Source organism: Streptomyces sp. SudanB5_2050, from assembly GCF_964272335.1.
Classification (GTDB): domain Bacteria; phylum Actinomycetota; class Actinomycetes; order Streptomycetales; family Streptomycetaceae; genus Streptomyces; species Streptomyces rochei.
This window is the reverse complement of record NZ_OZ186760.1, coordinates 4829588-4849037: the sequence shown is the minus strand read 5'-3', so window position 1 is coordinate 4849037 and position 19450 is coordinate 4829588. Positions and strand designations below refer to the sequence as shown.

24 protein-coding genes and 1 riboswitch are annotated in these 19450 nt (G+C 71.9%); of the genes, 12 read left to right on the top strand and 12 right to left on the bottom strand.

The window, feature by feature from the left end:
• Positions 1 to 24: 24 nt before the first annotated feature.
• The 5 genes from ACFZP7_RS21750 (at position 25) to ACFZP7_RS21730 (ending at position 4180) form a co-directional block, all read left to right on the top strand.
• Positions 25 to 534: a 2-oxo-4-hydroxy-4-carboxy-5-ureidoimidazoline decarboxylase gene (locus ACFZP7_RS21750; RefSeq protein WP_136236078.1), complete on the top strand. Its 510-nt coding sequence runs from the start codon at positions 25 to 27 to the stop codon at positions 532 to 534.
• 224 nt (positions 535 to 758) lie between these two features.
• Entirely contained in the window at positions 759 to 1139 is a 381-nt protein-coding gene (gene sdhC, locus ACFZP7_RS21745; RefSeq protein ID WP_073724827.1) for a succinate dehydrogenase, cytochrome b556 subunit, read from the top strand.
• A gap of 5 nt (positions 1140 to 1144) precedes the next feature.
• Positions 1145 to 1633, top strand: coding sequence for a succinate dehydrogenase hydrophobic membrane anchor subunit (locus ACFZP7_RS21740; RefSeq protein ID WP_019330052.1), 489 nt, complete (start codon positions 1145 to 1147; stop codon positions 1631 to 1633).
• 19 nt (positions 1634 to 1652) lie between these two features.
• Positions 1653 to 3407: a succinate dehydrogenase flavoprotein subunit gene (gene sdhA, locus ACFZP7_RS21735; RefSeq protein ID WP_030978599.1), complete on the top strand. Its 1755-nt coding sequence runs from the start codon at positions 1653 to 1655 to the stop codon at positions 3405 to 3407.
• Positions 3407 to 4180, top strand: a complete 774-nt coding sequence (locus ACFZP7_RS21730; protein ID WP_029394386.1) for a succinate dehydrogenase iron-sulfur subunit — start codon at positions 3407 to 3409, stop codon at positions 4178 to 4180. Before sdhA ends, ACFZP7_RS21730 begins: the two co-directional genes overlap by 1 nt.
• Positions 4181 to 4263: 83 nt before the next feature.
• Here ACFZP7_RS21730 and ACFZP7_RS21725 read toward each other — a convergent pair whose 3' ends face one another.
• The 3 genes from ACFZP7_RS21725 to ACFZP7_RS21715 form a co-directional block, all read right to left on the bottom strand.
• A complete protein-coding gene (locus ACFZP7_RS21725; RefSeq protein ID WP_019330049.1) occupies positions 4264 to 4530 on the bottom strand; it encodes a TM2 domain-containing protein in 267 nt (88 codons plus the stop codon).
• A 227-nt stretch (positions 4531 to 4757) separates the two neighbouring features.
• Positions 4758 to 5177, bottom strand: coding sequence for a DUF2752 domain-containing protein (locus ACFZP7_RS21720; protein ID WP_019330048.1), 420 nt, complete (start codon positions 5175 to 5177; stop codon positions 4758 to 4760).
• A complete protein-coding gene (locus tag ACFZP7_RS21715) occupies positions 5170 to 5613 on the bottom strand; it encodes a TM2 domain-containing protein (protein WP_019330047.1) in 444 nt (147 codons plus the stop codon). The genes ACFZP7_RS21720 and ACFZP7_RS21715 overlap by 8 nt, the downstream gene beginning before the upstream one ends.
• A 167-nt stretch (positions 5614 to 5780) precedes the next feature.
• Here ACFZP7_RS21715 and ACFZP7_RS21710 point away from each other — a divergent pair, with 167 nt between their 5' ends.
• From ACFZP7_RS21710 to ACFZP7_RS21695, 4 genes are all read left to right on the top strand, one after another.
• Positions 5781 to 6191, top strand: coding sequence for a VOC family protein (locus ACFZP7_RS21710; protein ID WP_019330046.1), 411 nt, complete (start codon positions 5781 to 5783; stop codon positions 6189 to 6191).
• 86 nt (positions 6192 to 6277) lie between these two features.
• Complete coding sequence (locus tag ACFZP7_RS21705) at positions 6278 to 6685, top strand: hypothetical protein (protein WP_164288947.1); 408 nt, start codon at positions 6278 to 6280, stop codon at positions 6683 to 6685.
• 4 nt (positions 6686 to 6689) lie between these two features.
• A complete protein-coding gene (locus tag ACFZP7_RS21700) occupies positions 6690 to 7175 on the top strand; it encodes a thiol-disulfide oxidoreductase DCC family protein (protein ID WP_127445501.1) in 486 nt (161 codons plus the stop codon).
• An 11-nt stretch (positions 7176 to 7186) separates the two neighbouring features.
• Entirely contained in the window at positions 7187 to 7948 is a 762-nt protein-coding gene (locus ACFZP7_RS21695) for a TetR/AcrR family transcriptional regulator (RefSeq protein ID WP_030978595.1), read from the top strand.
• Here ACFZP7_RS21695 and ACFZP7_RS21690 read toward each other — a convergent pair.
• Positions 7939 to 9291 (bottom strand): metallophosphoesterase, encoded by a 1353-nt coding sequence (locus ACFZP7_RS21690; protein WP_385635298.1) that lies wholly within the window; start codon positions 9289 to 9291, stop codon positions 7939 to 7941. The two genes, ACFZP7_RS21695 and ACFZP7_RS21690, sit on opposite strands and share 10 nt — an antisense overlap.
• A gap of 36 nt (positions 9292 to 9327) precedes the next feature.
• Positions 9328 to 9567, bottom strand: coding sequence for an SCO4848 family membrane protein (locus ACFZP7_RS21685; RefSeq protein ID WP_029394383.1), 240 nt, complete (start codon positions 9565 to 9567; stop codon positions 9328 to 9330).
• Between the two features lie 91 nt (positions 9568 to 9658).
• On the opposite strand from ACFZP7_RS21685, the gene ACFZP7_RS21680 reads away from it, so the two are divergent.
• Positions 9659 to 10951, top strand: coding sequence for a D-alanyl-D-alanine carboxypeptidase family protein (locus tag ACFZP7_RS21680; protein WP_385635296.1), 1293 nt, complete (start codon positions 9659 to 9661; stop codon positions 10949 to 10951).
• On the opposite strand, the gene ACFZP7_RS21675 is transcribed toward ACFZP7_RS21680, so the two are convergent.
• The 4 genes from ACFZP7_RS21675 to ACFZP7_RS21660 are packed head-to-tail and all read right to left on the bottom strand — an operon-like array spanning position 10899 to position 13748.
• On the bottom strand, positions 10899 to 11828 hold the full coding sequence (locus ACFZP7_RS21675) for a YihY/virulence factor BrkB family protein (RefSeq protein ID WP_175438063.1): 930 nt from the start codon (positions 11826 to 11828) through the stop codon (positions 10899 to 10901). The two genes, ACFZP7_RS21680 and ACFZP7_RS21675, sit on opposite strands and share 53 nt — an antisense overlap.
• Positions 11816 to 12301, bottom strand: coding sequence for a GtrA family protein (locus ACFZP7_RS21670; protein WP_019330037.1), 486 nt, complete (start codon positions 12299 to 12301; stop codon positions 11816 to 11818). The genes ACFZP7_RS21675 and ACFZP7_RS21670 overlap by 13 nt, the downstream gene beginning before the upstream one ends.
• Positions 12295 to 13245 (bottom strand): decaprenyl-phosphate phosphoribosyltransferase, encoded by a 951-nt coding sequence (locus ACFZP7_RS21665; protein ID WP_019330036.1) that lies wholly within the window; start codon positions 13243 to 13245, stop codon positions 12295 to 12297. The genes ACFZP7_RS21670 and ACFZP7_RS21665 overlap by 7 nt, the downstream gene beginning before the upstream one ends.
• A complete protein-coding gene (locus ACFZP7_RS21660) occupies positions 13242 to 13748 on the bottom strand; it encodes a phosphatase PAP2 family protein (RefSeq protein WP_019330035.1) in 507 nt (168 codons plus the stop codon). Before ACFZP7_RS21660 ends, ACFZP7_RS21665 begins: the two co-directional genes overlap by 4 nt.
• Before the next feature lie 134 nt (positions 13749 to 13882).
• Here ACFZP7_RS21660 and ACFZP7_RS21655 point away from each other — a divergent pair, with 134 nt between their 5' ends.
• Positions 13883 to 15274 (top strand): FAD-binding protein, encoded by a 1392-nt coding sequence (locus ACFZP7_RS21655; RefSeq protein ID WP_019330034.1) that lies wholly within the window; start codon positions 13883 to 13885, stop codon positions 15272 to 15274.
• Positions 15275 to 15288: 14 nt separating this feature from the next.
• Positions 15289 to 16044, top strand: coding sequence for a decaprenylphospho-beta-D-erythro-pentofuranosid-2-ulose 2-reductase (locus ACFZP7_RS21650; RefSeq protein ID WP_385635294.1), 756 nt, complete (start codon positions 15289 to 15291; stop codon positions 16042 to 16044).
• A 13-nt stretch (positions 16045 to 16057) separates the two neighbouring features.
• Here the strand turns inward: ACFZP7_RS21650 and ACFZP7_RS21645 are convergent, their stop codons facing one another.
• The 3 genes from ACFZP7_RS21645 to ACFZP7_RS21635 all read right to left on the bottom strand — a co-directional run bounded on the left by ACFZP7_RS21645 (position 16058) and on the right by ACFZP7_RS21635 (position 19332).
• Positions 16058 to 16636, bottom strand: a complete 579-nt coding sequence (locus ACFZP7_RS21645; RefSeq protein WP_019330032.1) for a 2'-5' RNA ligase family protein — start codon at positions 16634 to 16636, stop codon at positions 16058 to 16060.
• Between the two features lie 184 nt (positions 16637 to 16820).
• On the bottom strand, positions 16821 to 17834 hold the full coding sequence (gene trpS, locus ACFZP7_RS21640) for a tryptophan--tRNA ligase (RefSeq protein WP_046249469.1): 1014 nt from the start codon (positions 17832 to 17834) through the stop codon (positions 16821 to 16823).
• 52 nt (positions 17835 to 17886) lie between these two features.
• Positions 17887 to 19332 carry a glycine hydroxymethyltransferase gene (locus ACFZP7_RS21635; RefSeq protein WP_019330030.1) on the bottom strand — a complete coding sequence of 482 codons (1446 nt, stop codon included), beginning with the start codon at positions 19330 to 19332 and terminating at the stop codon, positions 17887 to 17889.
• A gap of 26 nt (positions 19333 to 19358) precedes the next feature.
• Positions 19359 to 19445, bottom strand: a riboswitch (ZMP/ZTP riboswitch).
• Between the last annotated feature and the right edge of the window lie 5 nt (positions 19446 to 19450).

Below are 19450 nucleotides of genomic sequence, written 5' to 3'. Positions count from 1 at the left end.
GGCCGAGTGGCCATACCGGTACCGGTGCAAACCCGCGCCACACCGGCAACCTCCTCTTCGCTGGAGCGCTTCAACACGGCGCCCGCCGACGAGGCCGCCCTCACCCTCCTGACCTGCCTGAACAGCCGACACTGGGCCCACCGCCTGACCTCCCACCGCCCCTACCCCGACCTCCCGTCCCTCCTGGCGGCCGCGGACGAGGCGGCGTACGACCTCTCCCCGGACGACCTGACGGAGGCGCTGGCCGCGGAGAGCCTCCCGCCCCTCCCGGAGGACACCTACGCGGCGGCCCACACGGCCCTGAACGCGGCGACCGCGGCCTACGAGAGCCGTTTCGGACACGCGTTCGTCATCTGCCTGGACGGCATGCCCGCGAACGAGGCCCTGGACCACGTCCTCGCGGGCATCCGGTCACGATTGGCGAACGATCCCGACGAGGAACGCCAGGTAGCGGCGGACGAGCTTCGGCGCCTGGCGAGAGGCAGGCTGGCCGACACCCTCGGGGGCGCGGGGAACCGCGCGACCGGCCACTGACGGCCCGCACCCGGCAAACCGCCCGAAAGCCCCACCCCCTCGAGCCGCCGCGCAGTCACCCCACTGCTCCTTTGAGTGCAACTTTGATCACACAAGCAGGCCCCCCGTAAGCGCCGCAGGCAACCGTCGCTACGATGCTGGGGGCCGGTGGACCGTACCCGGCCGGGCCCGACCGACAAGGAAAGCCGGCGCGGCCCCAATCCCCGCTCCCGGAGGAAACTTCCGTGCCGGCTGGAACGCTGTACCGCGGCCGGGAAGGAATGTGGTCCTGGGTGGCTCACCGAGTCACCGGCGTCCTCATTTTCTTCTTCCTGTTCGTCCACGTGCTGGACACCGCTCTCGTCCGTGTGTCCCCCGAGGCCTACGACACCGTCGTGGCCACGTACAAGACGCCGATCGTCGCGCTTCTGGAGTACGGCCTGGTGGCCGCCATCCTGTTCCACGCGCTCAACGGCCTGCGTGTCATCGCCGTCGACTTCTGGGTCAAGGGCGCCCGCTACCAGAAGCAGATGCTCTGGACCGTCGTCGGTCTGTGGGTCGTGCTGATGCTCGGGGCGATCTACCCCGTCCTCGGCCACGCCGCTCGTGAACTGTTCGGGAGCTGACGCGCATGTCGACCACTGAAACCACCGCCTCCGGCATCGGCCCCGTCGAGGGCGCCGGCGCCTCCGTCTACACCGTGGACAACCCGGCGCCGCTGATCGAGCCGCCCCGCAAGCGGACCAAGAAGTCCCCGAAGTCCACGCGCGGCAACTTCGAGATGGCCGCCTGGCTCTTCATGCGCCTGTCCGGCGTCGTGCTGGTCGTCCTGGTCATCGGCCACCTGCTCATCCAGCTGGTGCTGGACGGCGGCGTCTCCAAGATCGGCTTCGCCTTCGTGGCCGGCCGCTGGGCCTCGCCGTTCTGGCAGGTCTGGGACCTGCTGATGCTCTGGCTCGCGATGCTGCACGGCGCGAACGGCCTGCGCACGGTCATCAACGACTACGCGGAGCGCCCGAACACCCGCCTGTGGCTCAAGGGCCTGCTCTACACCGCCACGGTGTTCACCATCCTGCTGGGCACGCTGGTGATCTTCACCTTCGACCCGAACATCCGCTAGGCACGGGGCTGCGAAAATCATGAAGGTACACAAGTACGACACCGTCATCGTCGGCGCCGGTGGCGCCGGCATGCGCGCGGCCATCGAGTCGACGAAGCGCAGCCGCACCGCCGTCCTGACGAAGCTCTACCCCACCCGCTCCCACACGGGCGCCGCGCAGGGCGGCATGGCCGCCGCGCTGGCCAACGTGGAGGAGGACAACTGGGAGTGGCACACCTTCGACACGGTCAAGGGCGGTGACTACCTGGTCGACCAGGACGCCGCCGAGATCCTGGCGAAGGAGGCCATCGACTCGGTCCTCGACCTGGAGAAGATGGGCCTGCCCTTCAACCGGACGCCGAACGGGACGATCGACCAGCGCCGCTTCGGCGGTCACTCCCGCAACCACGGCGAGGCCCCGGTCCGCCGGTCCTGCTACGCGGCCGACCGCACCGGCCACATGATCCTCCAGACGCTGTACCAGAACTGCGTCAAGGAGGGCGTGGAGTTCTTCAACGAGTTCTACGTTCTGGACCAGCTGATCACCGAGGTCGACGGCGTCAAGAAGTCGGCCGGCGTGGTGGCCTACGAGCTGGCGACCGGCGAGATCCACGTCTTCCAGGCGAAGTCCGTGATCTACGCCTCCGGCGGCACCGGCAAGTTCTTCAAGGTGACCTCCAACGCGCACACGCTGACCGGTGACGGCCAGGCGGCCGTGTACCGGCGCGGGCTGCCGCTGGAGGACATGGAGTTCTTCCAGTTCCACCCGACCGGCATCTGGCGCATGGGCATCCTGCTGACGGAGGGCGCCCGCGGTGAGGGCGGCATCCTCCGCAACAAGGACGGCGAGCGCTTCATGGAGAAGTACGCGCCGGTCATGAAGGACCTCGCCTCGCGTGACGTCGTCTCGCGCTCCATCTACACGGAGATCCGCGAGGGCCGCGGCTGCGGTCCCGAGGGCGACCACGTCTACCTCGACCTCACCCACCTCCCGCCGGAGCAGCTGGACGCCAAGCTGCCCGACATCACGGAGTTCGCGCGGACCTACCTCGGCATCGAGCCCTACACGGACCCGATCCCGATCCAGCCGACCGCGCACTACGCCATGGGCGGCATCCCGACCAACGTCGAGGGCGAGGTCCTGGCGGACAACACCACCGTCGTCCCGGGCCTGTACGCGGCCGGCGAGGTGGCCTGCGTGTCCGTGCACGGCGCCAACCGCCTGGGCACCAACTCGCTGCTGGACATCAACGTCTTCGGCAAGCGGGCGGGCATCGCGGCGGCGGAGTACGCGCAGAAGGCGGACTTCGTCGAGCTGCCGGAGAACCCGGAGTCGCTGGTCGTCGAGCAGATCGAGCGGCTGCGCTCCTCCACCGGCAACGAGCGGGTGGCGACCCTGCGCCGCGAGCTGCAGGAGACCATGGACGCCAACGTCATGGTGTTCCGCACCGAGCAGACGATCAAGACGGCGGTCGAGAAGATCGCCGAGCTGCGCGAGCGGTACAAGAACGTCGCCATCCAGGACAAGGGCCGGCGCTTCAACACCGACCTCCTGGAGGCCGTCGAGCTGGGCAACCTGCTCGACCTGGCCGAGGTCATGGCGGTGTCCGCGCTCGCCCGCAAGGAGTCGCGCGGTGGTCACTACCGCGAGGACTTCCCCAACCGCGACGACGTCAACTTCATGCGCCACACCATGGCGTACCGCGAGGTGGGCGCCGACGGCACCGAGACCATCCGGCTCGACTACAAGCCGGTCGTCCAGACCCGCTACCAGCCGATGGAGCGTAAGTACTGATGGCTACCCCTGTCATGGAGAAGAGCGACAAGGCCCCCGAGCCCGGTTTCGCCGACTCCCCGTACATCACGGTCACCTTCCGCGTCCGGCGGTTCAACCCGGAGGTCTCGGCCGAGGCGACCTGGGAAGACTTCCAGCTGGAGATCGACCCGAAGGAGCGTGTCCTCGACGCGCTGCACAAGATCAAGTGGGACCTGGACGGAAGCCTGACCTTCCGCCGTTCCTGCGCGCACGGCATCTGCGGGTCGGACGCCATGCGGATCAACGGCAAGAACCGCCTCGCCTGCAAGACGCTGATCAAGGACATCAGCCCCGAGAAGCCGATCACGGTCGAGCCCATCAAGGGCCTGACGGTCCTCAAGGACCTGGTCGTCGACATGGAGCCGTTCTTCCAGGCGTACCGGGACGTGATGCCCTTCCTGATCACGAAGGACACCAACGAGCCGACGCGTGAGCGGCTGCAGTCCGCCGAGGACCGCGAGCGCTTCGACGACACGACCAAGTGCATCCTGTGCGCCGCGTGCACGTCCTCGTGCCCGGTGTTCTGGAACGACGGCCAGTACTTCGGCCCGGCCGCGATCGTCAACGCCCACCGCTTCATCTTCGACTCGCGTGACGAGGCCGGCGAGCAGCGGCTGGAGATCCTCAACGACCGCGACGGCGTCTGGCGCTGCCGCACGACCTTCAACTGCACGGACGCCTGCCCGCGCGGTATCGAGGTCACCAAGGCGATCGCGGAGGTGAAGCGGGCGCTGATCACGCGCCGCTTCTGACCCGCACGCGCCGAGCACACGGCCGAGGGCCCCGATCGTCCCGATCGGGGCCCTCGGCCGTACTGCGGGGCGGTGAGGCGGCGTCAGCCGCGCAGCACCCGGCCTTCCTTGTCCGTGCGGTCCTTGCTGGTCAGGAAGAGGATGCCGTCGATCAGGGCCCAGAAGCCCAGGCCGCCGCAGGTGAGGAGCTGGGCGACGCCGACGCCGACGGAGCCCACGTAGAACCGGCCGATGCCCAGGCCGCCCAGGAAGATCTGGAGCAGACCGGCGACGATCTTCGACTTGTCGGAGTACGGGCGGCCCTGCGGGTCGTAGCCGTAGGGAGCGGCGGGGTTCGGGGGGACGGTCATGCTGGTGCTCCTGGGGAGAGGTGGGAACGGGCCGGGACGGATGGCCGCCCGGGGGCCCAGGAAGGAACACCGCTGATCGCGCACGGAATTGCACGGCGGTCCACGTAGCGCCGTGGACGTCCCCCCCTGTGCGTGAGGAGCTTAGAGAGACCGGTGGGGCGAGCGGGAGTGGAATCGATCAAACGTTCCCGTTCTGTGATCAAAGGCGCACCGCCGGCCCGGGACGCTCACACGAGGTTGCGCGCCACCGTCCAGGCCACCGCGGCCCCCAGGATCAGCACCTGGACCCACGGGGCGACCCTGGGCCGGTAGAAGCGCCCGCGCAGGCCCTCCACGGTCCAGCGGCCCCACAGCGCCAGCGCGAAGGGCGCGGCGAGCAGCAGGGCGCGGTTGTCCAGCCAGGCCGCGGCGAAGTGACCGTGCATCAGGTCGTACGTCATGCGGGTACCGCCGCAGGCCGGGCAGAGCAGCCCGGTGACGTACCGGAAGGGGCACCGGGGCAGCAGGTGGCCGGATTCGTGCGGGTCGGTGAACCACAGGTACCCGGCGCCCGCGGCACCCGCGACGAGCACCGCGAGGGGCGCCGCCGCGGGATGCCACGGCGGGCGCCGCCCCTCGGACGGTGCGGACCGGGCCGCGTCAGCCACGCAGGATCCGCCCCTGGGCGTCCGTACGGTCGTTGCTGACCAGGAACATGATGCCGTCGATCAGCGCCCAGAAGCCGAGCCCGCCGCAGGTGAGGAGCTGGGCTATGCCCATGCCGACGTTGCCGACGTAGAAGCGGCCGATGCCGAAGCTGCCGAGGAAGAGCTGGAGGACGCCGGCGACGATCTTCGACTTGTCGGAGACCGGGCGACCGTAGGGGTCGTAGCCGTAGGGCGCGTTGGGGTCCGCCGCGTAGTAGCCGGGCGCCTGCTGGTAAGGGGTCTGGTAGCCGCCCGGGGGCTGCTGGTAGCCGCCGGAGGGCTGCTGGGGGCCACCCTGGGGGTAGCCGTAGGGCCCCGCCTGGCCGGTCGGGCCGGGGGGCTGGTTCGGGTAGCCGTAACCGGGCGGCTGGGACGGCTGCTGCGGCTGCTCGCTCACAGTGGTGTCACTCCTGGACGTTGCGGAAAACTGCCGGTCATATTGCAGGACTGTGCGAACAAAGAGAAGTCGGGGCCCGGGAGTACCGTCCGCCCCAACGAGTGACCCCGCCGCCGCCTCGCCCCCGATTGCTCCGACTTCACGCCGTACGCACCTAATGTGACGTCATGTCAGATCATGAGTCGTACGAACTGCTCGGGTTCGACAACGTGCTCCTGCCCGTCGGGGACCTCGGCGCGGCCGTCGACTTCTACGAGCGGGCGGGCTTCCCGGTCGCCTACCGGCTGGACGAGGCCGGGATCGCCCTGCTGAAGGTGGGGGTCGAGACGCCGGGGCTCCTGCTGCGCCTGGAGGAGGAGTTCGGGCGCCAGCCGCCGATGTGGCCCTCCACGCGGGTGTGGCTGGAGGTGACGGACGCCCGCACCGCCGCCCGCGAGCTGCGCGCCGCGGGAGTGCCGCCGCTGGACGAGCCGTTCCCCGTCGCCACCGGCTGGACCGTCGAGTTCGCCGACCCGTGGGGGAACGTCATCGGGCTCACGGACTACTCGAAGCGGCCGGAGCTGGGCCGCCGCCCCTGATCCCCACCCCCCGGTTGAACGTGTTCAAAAACAGGTCTACAGTCTCTTCCGTCAGCGTTTTGAACGCGTTCAAGAAGGGGTGGGGCATGGACCGCACCGTCATCGCCTACGTCATCTACCTGGTCGTCAGCATCGGTCTGACCGTCTGGGTGGCCCGCACGCTCAGCCGCAACGGCCGGGTCTTCCTCGCCGACGTGCTGCACGGGAACGAGAAGCTCGCCGACGCCGTCAACCACCTGCTGGTGGTCGGCTTCTATCTGGTGAACCTCGGCTTCGTCGCCCTCTACCTGAGCGGCGACGAGACCATCACCGACACCCGCGGCGTCTTCGAGGCCCTCTCCACCAAGCTGGGCGTGGTGCTGCTGGTGCTCGGCGTGATGCACCTGGGCAACGTGTACGTGCTCAACAAGATCCGGCGGCGCGGGATGATGGAGCGCGAGCAGGTGCCGCCGGTCCCGCCGCAGGGCTGGGTCGCTCCGACGGCCGGAGCCTGAGCCGATGGCCCACGCCCCCGGGACGGCCGGCGCCCCCGTGCGCCGGCTCACCGTCCTCTACGACGCCGAGTGCCCCCTGTGCACCCACGTCCGGGACTGGCTGCTGCGGCAGCCGCGGCTGGTCCCGCTGGAGCTGGTCCCGGCCGCGTCGGACGAGGCCCGCCGGCGCTTCCCCGGCCTCGACCACGCGGCCACCCTCGACGAGGTCACCGCCGTCGGCGACGCCGGCCAGGTCTACCGGGGCCCCGCCGCCTGGGTCGTCGTCCTGTGGGCGCTGCGCGGGCACCGCGCGCTCGCCCACCGGCTGGCCACGCCCACCGGGGCGGTGCTGGCCCGGGGAGCCGTCCTCGCCGCCGCGAAATGGCGGGGCGGTCAGCAGCGGTGGGGCGGCGGCGGGTACCGCCGGGCCGACGGGTGGGTCTACGAGCCGCGCCTCGGCTGGCGGTACACCGGACGAGGCTGTGCCGACGGCGCCTGCGCCACTGACTAGGCTCTGGTCCCGTGCCCGCGAAGAACGACGGCCCCGACGACGGCGCCCACCTCAGCAAGTCCGAGCAGACCCGCGCGCTGATCCTGGAGACGGCCATGCGGCTGTTCCAGGAGCGCGGCTACGACCGGACGACGATGCGGGCCATCGCCCAGGAGGCCGGCGTCTCCGTGGGCAACGCCTACTACTACTTCGCGGGCAAGGAGCACCTGATCCAGGGCTTCTACGACCGGATCGCCGCCGAGCACCAGGCGGCGGTCCGGGAGGTGCTGGCCCGTGAGACCGACCTGGAGGCGCGCCTGGCGGGCGTGCTGAAGGTCTGGCTGGACATCGCGACGCCGTACCACGAGTTCGCGGTGCAGTTCTTCAAGAACGCCGCCGACCCGGACAGCCCGCTCAGTCCCTTCTCCCCGGAGTCGGAGCACGCGCGCGAGGAGGCGATCAGCATCCACCGCGCGGTGCTCGCCGGGGCGAAGACCAAGGTCCCCGAGGAGCTGCGGGACATCCTGCCCGAGCTGATGTGGCTCTCGCAGATGGGTCTCGTCCTGTACTGGATCTTCGACCGCACGGAGGGCCGCGAGCGCAGCTACCGGCTCGCCGAGCGCGGCGCCCGGCTCACCGCGCGGGGCGTGGTGCTGGCCCGGTTCCGGGTGCTGCGCCCGCTGGTGCGCGAGGTGCACGAGCTGTTCACGGACTTCCTGCCGGGGATGACGAAGGCGCTGCCGGACCCGGCGAGGAAGCCCTCGTCCGCGAGGGGCGCCGCCCCTCAGGCCTGACGGGAGGCCAGCTCGATCACCGTGATGTCCGACTCCGCGCCGACGCGCGTGGGCGGCCCCCAGGCGCCCGCGCCCCGGCTGACGTACAGCTGGGTGTCGCCGTAGCGCTCCAGGCCCGCCAGGGTCGGGTTGGCGGCGCCCGCGATGAGGTTGCCCGGCCAGAGCTGGCCGCCGTGGGTGTGGCCGGAGAGCTGGAGGTCGACGCCGTGGTCGACGGCGTCGTGGATCATCACCGGCTGGTGGGCGAGGAGCACGCAGGCGCGGGCGCGGTCCCGGTCGCCGAGGGCCTTGGCGTAGTCGGGGCCCTGGCCCTCGTCCTCGCCGGCCACGTCGTTGACGCCGGCCAGGTCGAAGTGGGGCAGCTCGGTGCGGGCGTTCTCCAGCGGGATCAGGCCGAGGCGCCGCACCTCGGCGACCCACTGCTCGGCGCCGGAGAAGTACTCGTGGTTGCCGGTGACGAAGTACGCGCCGTGCCGGGCCCGGAGCCCGGCCAGTGGGGCCGCCGCCGGGCCGAGGTCCTTCACGCTGCCGTCGACGAGGTCGCCGACGACGGCGATCAGGTCGGGCTGCGTGGAGTTGACGGTGTCGACGACCTTCTGCGCGAAGCCCCGGCCGAGGACCGGACCGAGGTGGATGTCGCTGACCACGGCGATGCGGAAGCCGTGCGCCGCGCGCGGAAGCTTGGCCAGCGGCACGGTGACCCGCTTCACGCTCGGGCCGTTCAGCACGCCGTACGTGCCGTAGCCGACGGTCCCGACGGCCGCCGCGGCGGCGGCACCGGCGACGACGCGGGAGACGAAGAGGCGGCGGGAGGGGAGGGCGAGGGGGCTCTCGGGCGCGGTGGCCGGGGCGGCGCTGCCCGGGTCCGGGGCGGCCGGCGTGCCGGTACCGGCGTCGGCGTCCGGGGCGTCGGCGTCCGGAGTCTCGGTGGCCTTGGGCGGGGCGGTCCCGGCCGGTATGCGCGCGGCGTCCTCGACCGGGGAGGTGCGGGGTTCCGGCTCCGCCTGCCGCCGCCCGGCCGCCCGGCGCTCCAGGAACCGCCGCAGCAGCGGCCGTACGACCTCGCCGGCCAGCACGGCGAGCAGCAGGTAGATGGAGAGGGCGAGCCACAGGAAGCCCGGCCACGCCAGGATCTGCTGGAGCGGGAACGGAGCGCCCGTGCGCTCGGCGACCAGCGCGCCGACCGCCAGCACCCATCCCCCGGCGATCACCACCGCGCCGACGCGGCGCACGGGGCCGGGACCGCGGGTCGTGTCACGGAACAGGCGCCGCCACACGTACCAGTTGGCCGTCGCGATGACGCCCACCACGGCCAGCGCGACGAGCGCGAAGACGACCACCATGCCGTCGATTCCCCTCAGTTGTGACGTCCGCGACGCCTATGACGTTCGGCGCAGTGCGCGCACCCCGCGCAACCCGATGACCCCCACGACCGTCCCCAATACGAAGGAGACGACGGCGAGCAGCAGGTGCACCCAGAAGTACGCCGTGGGATCGCCGTCCTCGAACGCGAGCCCGCTGCTGTCCTTGATCAGATTTTTGACGAAAGTGATCCAGATGATCCAGCTCCACACCCCGAAAGCGAGCAGGAACCAGGAGACGGGGCGGCTGAGCTTCATGGCTTCAGTATCGCCGCCGCGTGTCCGGAACCGTGCGCGGGGTGGGGAGCGGGGTGGGAAGGCGTCGTCGGCGGGAGGTACGTTCTCGCTCGTGCCCGCACACATGAAGACCGTCAGGCGCTCCCTGCCGGTCACCGCCGCCGCCCTGACCGCGCTCGGTCTCCTCTCCCCCGCCGCCCTCGCCGCCCCTGGCCCCTCGACGAGTCCGTCGGCGAGTCCCTCCGCCACTCCGCCCGCCTCGATGTCGAGCGTGGGCGGCGCGCGCCTCGGCAGTCCCGGCACGCAGGTCGACCTGGCGGGCGGGGCCCCGGTGCTGCCGAAGGACCTCACCGCCCGCTCGTGGATCGTGGCCGACGCCGAGACCGGCGACGTGCTCGCCGCGCACAACGCCCACTGGCGGCTGGCCCCGGCGAGCACGCTGAAGATGCTCTTCGCCGACACGCTGCTGCCGAAGTGGCCGAAGTCCACGAAGCACGAGGTCGCCCCCTCCGACCTCGCGGGCGTCGGAGCGGGCTCCAGCATGGTCGGCATAAAGGAGAAGGAGACGTACACCGTCCACGACCTGTGGCTCGGTGTCTTCCTGCGCTCCGGCAACGACGCCGTGCACGTGCTGTCCGCGATGAACGGCGGGGTGCCGAAGACCGTGGCGGAGATGAACGCGCACGCCGAGGAGTTGCAGGCCCTCGACACGACCGTGGTCACCCCGGACGGCTACGACGCGCCGGGCCAGGTCTCCTCCGCGTACGACCTGACGCTGTTCGCCCGCTCCGGGCTGCAGAAGAAGGACTTCCGCGAGTACGCCTCGACGGTCCGCACCAAGTTCCCGGGCGAGACCAAGAAGGACAAGAAGGGCAAGACCTCCCGCGAGTCCTTCGAGATCCAGAACACCAACCGCCTGCTGGCCGGCGACTCCGACGTGGAGGTCTACCCGGGCATCGCGGGCGTGAAGAACGGCCACACCACCAACGCGGGCAACACCTTCACGGGCGTCGCCGAGCAGGGCGGCAAGGTGCTGCTGGTCACCGTGATGAACCCGGCGAAGGACGAGCACAACGAGGTCTACAAGGAGACCGCCCGCCTCTTCGACTGGGGCTTCGCGGCGGCCGGCAAGGTGAAGCCGGTGGGTGAGCTGGTCCCGCCGAGGAGCGCCGCGCAGGCGAGCGCCCAGCCGGACGCGTCGGCCTCCGGGGAGGCCGGGGGCACCGGCAAGGCCGCGGCGGGCACGCAGCCGGTGGCGGGGGCCCCGGCCTCGGACTCGTCCGGCGGCATCGGGGTCGCGGCCGGCATCACCGCCGGGGTGCTGGTGCTGCTCGCGGGCGGGGCGTGGCTGATCAACCGGAGGTGGCCGCTGCCGGACCTGGTCCGTCGCCGGACGCGCCCGTGAGGCCCCCGCTCTCCTGCTCCCCGAGTTCCTGCTCCTTGCTCCCCGTCGCCGTCCAGGCGGCGCAGAACAGCACCAGCTTCGAGGTGAAGTTGATCCACAGCAGCAGGGCGACGGGGACGCCGAAGGCGCCGTACATGCTCTTCGCGGCGACGCCCTGCATATAGCCGCTCAGCAGCAGCTTCAGCAGCTCGAAGCCGATCGCGCCGATCAGCGCGGCCACCACCAGGCGGCGGCGGGCGGGCTGGACGCCGGGGAGCAGGGTCAGGACGTACAGCAGCAGGAGGAAGTCGGCGAGCACGGCGACGGCGAACGCGGCGACGTAGAGGAGCACGCTGCCGAAGCCGCCGCCCAGGCCCAGTTGCCGGACGATCCAGCCGACCAGTGCCGAGGCGACGGTGGAGATGGCGACGGTGACCAGGAGGGCGCCGCCGAGCCCGACGAGGACGCCGCCGTCCTTGGCCCGGTGCAGGACGGGGTTCTCCTCCTCGTCCGGCAGCTCCCAGACGGCGCGCAGACAGCCCCGGGTGGCGTCGACCCAGCCGATGCCGGTGAACAGCAGCAGGGCGCCGGAGATGAGGCCGACGGTGCCGGCGTTGTCGATCAGGCTCTGGATGTTCAGCTGGTCGGAGATGCCGGGGATCTGCTCGGCGATCTTGTCCTGGAGCTGGTCCTGCTGGTCCTTGCTGAGGGTGGCGGCGGCGATGGCGGCGGCCAGGCTCAGCAGCGGGAAGAGCGCGACGAAGCTGGTGAAGGTCATGGCGGCGGCCAGCCGCGTCCACTTCACCCGGTCCAGCCGCTCGTACGAACGCCACGCGTGCGTGGTCATCAGCCGCGACACCCACGGCCCCACCAGGGGCAGCTTCTTCAGCCAGTCCATGATCCGACCCTGCCCCCGCTCGTCCCGGTCCATGATCCCGTCGTGCCACCGGTTCCGTCCCCGGTGCGGAAGACCAGTGTTCTTGTGCCCCAGAAACGCAGGATGGTGGCCAGGGCCATGCCGATTCCGGCACCGGAGATCGTGTCGGCGCGCTGTGAGGTCAGGCCCAGGCCGTAGTGGCTGACGGCCAGGCACAGCAGTTGCACGGCGGCCCCGGCGGCGTTCACCGCGAAGAAGACGGCGTAGGGGCGCAGGCCCCGGGGGCGGGTGTGCCGGTAGGTGCCGAAGGCGTTGCCGGCGTAGGCGACGGTGCAGCCGGCGACGAAGGAGAGGGTCTTCGCGGTGAGCGGGTCGAGGCCCGCCGGGCCGCGCAGGACGGTGAAGAGGGCGAGGTCGACGGCGTAGGCGAGGAGCCCGGCGGCGGCGAAGCCGATCAGTTCGCGCCGTGTTCCCTTGGCGGTGCCGTCTACCAATTGGCCACCGCCAGGGCGTACATCGCCACCCACACCACGCCGATCAGGGCCAGGGCCCGGTCGCGCAGCACGACGTCCTCGGGTTCGCCCGCCGTGCCGCGGTCGGCGAAGACGGCGTAGCGCAGGACGGCGAGGATGAAGGCGACCATGGACAGCTGGCGCCAGGGCAGCACGCTGGTGTGCGGGACGCCGCCCTCCTCCATGGCCCACAGGCAGTAGCCGAGGACGGCGACGCCGGCCGCGAGCTGCCAGACGAAGCGGAGGTAGCCGGTGGTGTACTCGGTGAGCAGCGCGCGGGTGGCGCCCGCCTTCCCGGCCATCTGCACGGCCTCCGAGTAGCGCTTGGCGGAGACCATGAACAGCGCGCCGAAGCCGGTGGTGATGAGGAACCAGCGCGACAGCGGGATGCCGAGCGCGAGTCCGCCGATCATCGCCCGCATCAGGAAGCCGGTGGTGACGACGGCGAGGTCGACGACCAGGACGTGCTTGAGGCTGACGCAGTACGCCAGTTGCATGGCGAGGTAGGCGGTGAGCAGGGCCGCGACCGCGGGCGGGCACAGCCAGGCCGCGACGAGCGGCGCACAGACGCCCAGGACGCCCCCGACGGCGTACGCGACCGGCACCGGGACCTGTCCGGCCGCCACGGGGCGGTGGCGTTTGACGGGGTGGGCGCGGTCGGCCTCGGCGTCGCGGGCGTCGTTGACCAGGTAGACGGCGGCGGCGCAGGCGGTGAACAGGACGAAGACCAGGGCGAGCCGGGTCAGGACGTTCGGGGCGAAGAGTTCGCCGGCGGCCGCCGGCGCGGCGACGACCAGGACGTTCTTGACCCACTGGCGGGGGCGGGCGGTCCTCAGCAGACCGGCCGCGAGCCCCTTGCGGCGCGACGGCGCGGGCTCGGGCCGCTGTTCGGGGGCGCGTTGGCGCAGGACGGTCGTGTCGGTCACGGCCGGCCTCCGCGCATCCAGTCGGCGCCGAGCCCGGCCGTGAGCGCGCCCAGGGCCGCGCCCGCGGCGACGTCGGAGGGGTAGTGGACGCCGACGACCAGCCGGGAGACGCACACCGCGGCGGCGAGCGGCCAGGCCGCGCGCACGCCGAGCGCGCCGAAGGCCACGGCCGCCGCGGCGGCGGAGGTGGCGTGGGAGCTGGGGAAGGAGTGCCGGCCGGCGGTGCGCACCAGGGGCGTGACGTGGGTGGGGCGCGGGCGGCGCACCACGCGCTTGACCCCCATGCTGACGAGGTGGGCGCCCGCGGTGAGGGCGGTGCCGCGCAGCCAGGCACCGCGGCGCGGGCCGTCCACGGCGGCCGCGGCGAGGCCCCCCGCGAGCCACAGCGCTCCGTGCTCCCCGGCCCAGGACAGGGCACGCGCGGCACCGGCCACGCGCGGGTCCGTGCCGCAGGCTCTGAGCGCCGTCACGATCCGGTGGTCCATGTCGTCGAGGTCGTCCATGTGGACTCACTGTTCACGCCGACGGCACGGGGACGTACGGCCTGATCGGGCGACATACCATTAATCACCCGTTTCGGGGATGATCGGAATGTTTTGGAACTAATCATTCCCATGAGGGCGATACGGTCACCGCCATGTCCGCCGACACCGTTCCCGCCGCCGAAGGAGACCCCGGCACCACGTGGGGTCCCGTCACCGGCTGGGGCCGCACCGCGCCCACCACCGCCCGGCTGATCCGCCCCCGCACCTACCAGGAGGCCGCCGACGCCGTCCGGGACTGCGGTGCCCGCGGCGGCATCGCGCGGGGCCTGGGGCGGGCGTACGGGGACGCGGCGCAGAACGCGGGCGGCGCCGTGCTCGACATGACGGCCCTGGACCGGATCCACGCCATCGACGCCGCGGGCGGCACCGTGCTCTGCGACGCGGGCGTCTCGCTGCACCGGCTGATGGAGGTGCTGCTGCCGCTCGGCTGGTTCGTGCCGGTGACGCCCGGCACCCGCTACGTGACGGTCGGCGGGGCGATCGGCGCGGACATCCACGGCAAGAACCACCACGTCTGCGGGTCCTTCTCCCGGCACGTCCTGTCGTTCGAGCTGCTGACCGCCGACGGGCAGGTCCGCACCGTCGACCGGGGCACCCCGCTCTTCGACGCGACCACCGGGGGCATGGGCCTGACCGGGGTCGTCCTCACCGCCACGGTGCGGCTCCAGCCGGTCGAGACGGCGCTGATGTCGGTGGACACCGAGCGCGCCACCGACCTGGACGACCTGATGGCCCGCCTGACCGCCACGGACCACCGCTACCGGTACTCGGTCGCCTGGATCGACCTCCTGGCGCGCGGCGCGCACACCGGCCGCGCGGTCCTCACCCGCGGCGACCACGCCCCGCTCGACGCGCTGCCCGAGCGCTCCCGCGCGCGCCGCGACCCGCTGGCCTTCCGCACCTCGCGCCTGCCCGCCGCCCCCGACCTGATCCCCGACGGCCTGCTGAGCCGGACGACCGTGGGCCTGTTCAACGAGCTGTGGTACCGCAAGGCGCCCCGCGTCAGCCGGGGCCGGCTCCAGCGGATCTCCACCTTCTTCCACCCCCTGGACGGCGTCCCGCACTGGAACCGCGTCTACGGCCGCGGCGGCTTCGTGCAGTACCAGTTCGTCGTCGGCCACGACCGGGCGGACGCCCTGCGCCGGATCGTGCGGCGTATCTCCGAGCACCGCTGCCCGTCCTTCCTGGCCGTCCTCAAGCGCTTCGGCGAGGCCGACCCGGGCTGGCTCTCCTTCCCCGTGCCCGGCTGGACCCTCGCCCTGGACATCCCGGCGGGCCTGCCGGGCCTCGGCGCCTTCCTCGACGGCCTCGACGAGGAGGTCGCGCGGGCCGGCGGCCGGGTCTACCTCGCCAAGGACTCCCGGCTGCGGCCCGAGCTGCTGGACGCGATGTACCCGCGCCTTCCCGACTTCCGGGCACTGCGCGCGGAGCTGGACCCGCGCGGGGTGTTCGTCTCCGACCTGGCCCGCCGCCTCGCCCTCTGACCCCTGGAGCTGTCGTGAAGGACGCCTTCGGCATCCCCCAGTCCCTCCTCGTCCTCGGCGGTACGTCCGAGATCGCGCTCGCCACCGCGCGCCGTCTGGTCGCCCGCCGCACCCGCACCGTGTGGCTGGCGGGCCGCCCCTCCCCGGCCCTGGACCGGGCGGCGGAGCGGCTGCGCGACCTCGGTGCCGAGGTGCGCACCGTCGCCTTCGACGCGCTCGACCCCGAGTCCCACGAGGCGGCGCTCGGCAAGGTCTTCGCCGAGGGCGACATCGACCTGGTGCTGCTCGCCTTCGGCGTCCTGGGCGACCAGGCGCACGACGAGCGGGAGCCGCTGAACGCCGTGCGGGTGGCGCAGACGAACTACACCGGCGCGGTCTCGGCGTGCCTGATCAGCGCCCGCGCCCTCCAGGCCCAGGGCCACGGCTCGCTGGTGGTGCTCTCCTCCGCGGCCGGCGAGCGGGCCCGGCGCGCCAACTTCATCTACGGCTCCAGCAAGGCCGGCCTGGACGCCTTCGCGCAGGGCCTGGGCGACGCGCTGCACGGCACCGGCGTGCACGTCATGGTCGTACGGCCCGGGTTCGTGCGGTCGCGGATGACCGAGGGCATGGAGGAGGCGCCGCTCGCCACGACGCCGGAGGCGGTGGCCACGGCCATCGAGCTGGGGCTGCGGCGGCGCTCGGAGACGGTGTGGGTGCCCGGCGCGCTGCGCGTGGTGATGTCGGCGCTGCGGCATCTGCCGCGGGGCGTGTTCCGGCGGCTGCCGGTGTAGCGGCGGACGGGTCCTAGCGGGTGGGCACCGAGTCGTGTTCGACGCGGCCCGCCTGCGGGGGCACGGTGGCGCTGCCGAACGGGAACTCCCGCAGCTTGCGCCACACCCCGTCGGCGCCCTGCTCGTAGAGGGCGAAGCCGGTGCAGGGCCACTGGGCCTCGTAGTCGGACAGCTCCTCGTAGGCGCGGTCCATCGCCGCCTCGTCGATGCCGTGCGCCACGGTGACGTGCGGGTGGTACGGGAACTGCAGTTCGCGCGGGACCGGGCCGGAGGCGTCGCGGATCCGCTTCTGCAGCCAGGAGCAGGCCGCGCCGCCCTCGACCACCTGGACGTAGACCACGGGCGAGAGCGGGCGGAAGGTGCCGGTGCCGGACAGGCGCATCGGGAAGGGACGGCCGCGGGCCGCGACCTCCGCCAGGTGCGCCTCGATCGCGGGCAGCGCGCCGCCGTCGACCTCGGTCGGCGGCAGCAGGGTGACGTGCGTGGGGATGCCGTGAGCGGCGGCGTCGCCGAAGCCCGCGCGCAGCTGCTGGAGCTTGCTGCCGTGTGGCTCCGGGACCGCGATCGACACGCCGATCGTTACGGTCCCCACGTCGTCTCCTGTCGTTACGTGTCACTGGTGGATGTCGCCGTGCCGGACACCCGATTATCGACTGTACGGCCACGACCCCGCCCGGGGCAGGCGCAACCGGAGTGATGTGCAGCGCTACGGCGGCGTGCCGGGGCGCACGGGCGGGGCGGCGGGTGCGGTGAGCAGCGCCGGGGCGGCGTCGCGCTCAGTGCTTGGCGGGGAGGAAGCCCACCATGTCGTACGCCCGGGCGAGGGTCTCCGCCGCGACGGAGCGGGCCTTCTCCGCGCCCTTGGCGAGGATCGCGTCCAGGGTCTCCGGGTCGTCCAGGTACTGCTGGGTGCGGTCCCGGAAGGGGGTCACGAACTCGACCATGACCTCGGCCACGTCCGTCTTGAGGGCGCCGTAGCCCTTGCCCGCGTACTTCTCCTCCAGCTCGGCGATGTCGGCTCCGGTGAGCACCGAGTAGATGGAGAGGAGGTTGCTGACGCCCGGCTTGTTCTCCCGGTCGAAGCGGATCACGGTGTCGGTGTCGGTGACCGCGCTCTTGACCTTCTTCGCGGTGGCCTTGGGCTCGTCCAGGAGGTTGATGAGCCCCTTCGGCGTGGACGCCGACTTGCTCATCTTGATCGACGGGTCCTGGAGGTCGTAGATCTTCGCCGTCTCCTTGAGGATGTAGGCGGAGGGGACCGTGAAGGTGTCGCCGAAGCGGCCGTTGAAGCGCTCGGCCAGGTCGCGGGTCAGCTCGATGTGCTGGCGCTGGTCCTCGCCGACGGGGACCTCGTTGGCCTGGTAGAGGAGGATGTCCGCGACCTGGAGGACCGGGTAGGTGAACAGGCCGACGGAGGCGCGGTCGGCGCCCTGCTTGGCGGACTTGTCCTTGAACTGGGTCATGCGGGACGCCTCGCCGAAGCCGGTGAGGCAGTTCATGACCCAGGCGAGCTGGGCGTGCTCGGGGACGTGGCTCTGGACGAAGAGCGTGCAGCGGTCCGGCTCGAGACCGGCGGCGAGCAGCTGGGCGACGGCCAGGCGGGTGTTGGCGCGCAGCTCCTTCGGGTCCTGCGGGACCGTGATCGCGTGCAGGTCGACGACCATGTAGAACGCGTCGTGGGTCTCCTGGAGGGCCACCCACTGGCGCACAGCGCCGAGGTAGTTGCCGAGGTGGAACGAGCCGGCGGTGGGCTGGATACCGGAGAGCACGCGGGGTCGGTCATTCGCCATGTCCGTCATTCTCTCAGGTTCCACCGGCGGCTCGTCCCCCGGTCGGCGACGGTCAGCCGAGGTCGATCTCCGGGTACAGCGGGAAGCCCGCCACCAGGTCCGTCGCCCGGCGGGAGATCTCGTCCGCGGTCTTGGCGTCCAGGACGTGGGACGCCTTCGAGGGGGCGCCCGACTTCGTGGTGCCCGGCTCCGTGGCGGTCAGCACGCGGTCGATCAGGCCCGCCACCTCGTCCATCTCGGCCGTGCCCAGGCCGCGCGTGGTGAGCGCCGGGGTGCCGATGCGGATGCCGGAGGTGTACCAGGCGCCGTTCGGGTCGGCGGGGATGGCGTTGCGGTTGGTGACGATGCCCGAGTCGAGGAGGGCGGCCTCGGCCTGGCGGCCGGTGAGGCCGTAGGAGGAGGCCACGTCGATCAGGTTCAGGTGGTTGTCGGTGCCGCCGGTGACCAGGGTGGCGCCGCGCTTCATCAGGCCCTCGGCCAGCGCACGGGCGTTGTCGACGATGCGCCGGGCGTAGTCCTGGAAGGCGGGCTGCCGCGCCTCGGCGAGGGCGACGGCCTTGGCGGCCATGACGTGCGGGAGCGGACCGCCGAGGACCATCGGGCAGCCGCGGTCGACCTGGTCCTTGAGGGAGTCGTCGCACAGCACCATGCCGCCGCGCGGGCCGCGCAGGGACTTGTGGGTGGTGGTCGTCACGATCTGGGCGTGCGGGACCGGGTCGAAGTCGCCGGTGAGGACCTTGCCCGCGACGAGGCCGGCGAAGTGCGCCATGTCGACCATGAGGGTCGCGCCGACCTCGTCGGCGATCTCGCGCATGATCCGGAAGTTCACCAGGCGCGGGTACGCCGAGTAGCCGGCGACGATGATCAGCGGCTTGAACTCGCGGGCCTGGGCGCGCAGGGCCTCGTAGTCGATGAGGCCGGTGGCCGGGTCGGTGCCGTAGGAGCGCTGGTCGAACATCTTGCCGGAGATGTTCGGGCGGAAGCCGTGGGTGAGGTGACCGCCGGCGTCCAGGGACATGCCGAGCATCCGCTGGTTGCCGAAGGCCTGGCGCAGCTCGGCCCAGTCGGCCTCGGAGAGGTCGTTGATCTGGCGGACGCCGGTCTTCTCCAGGAAGGGGGCCTCGACGCGGTCGGCGAGCACGGCCCAGAAGGCGACCAGGTTGGCGTCGATGCCCGAGTGCGGCTGGACGTAGGCGTGGCGGGCGCCGAACAGCTCGCGGGCGTGCTCGGCGGCCAGGGACTCGACGGTGTCGACGTTGCGGCAGCCGGCGTAGAAGCGGCGGCCGACGGTGCCCTCGGCGTACTTGTCGCTGAACCAGTTGCCCATGGTCAGCAGCGTGGCCGGGGAGGCGTAGTTCTCGGAGGCGATCAGCTTGAGCATCTCGCGCTGGTCGGCGACCTCCTGGCCGATCGCGTCGGCGACGCGGGGCTCGACGGTGCGGATGACGTCGAGCGCGGCGCGGTAGGCGGTGGACTCGGGGGACAGCTCTGCTGACATGGGGACCTCCGGACGTGGCGTTCTCACGGTACGGCCCAGGCGCACGGCACTCGTCGCTCGGGCCGCTCCCCGATGGTCGGTCCCATCCCAGCGCGCCAGTCACGGCCCACGGGCAGCC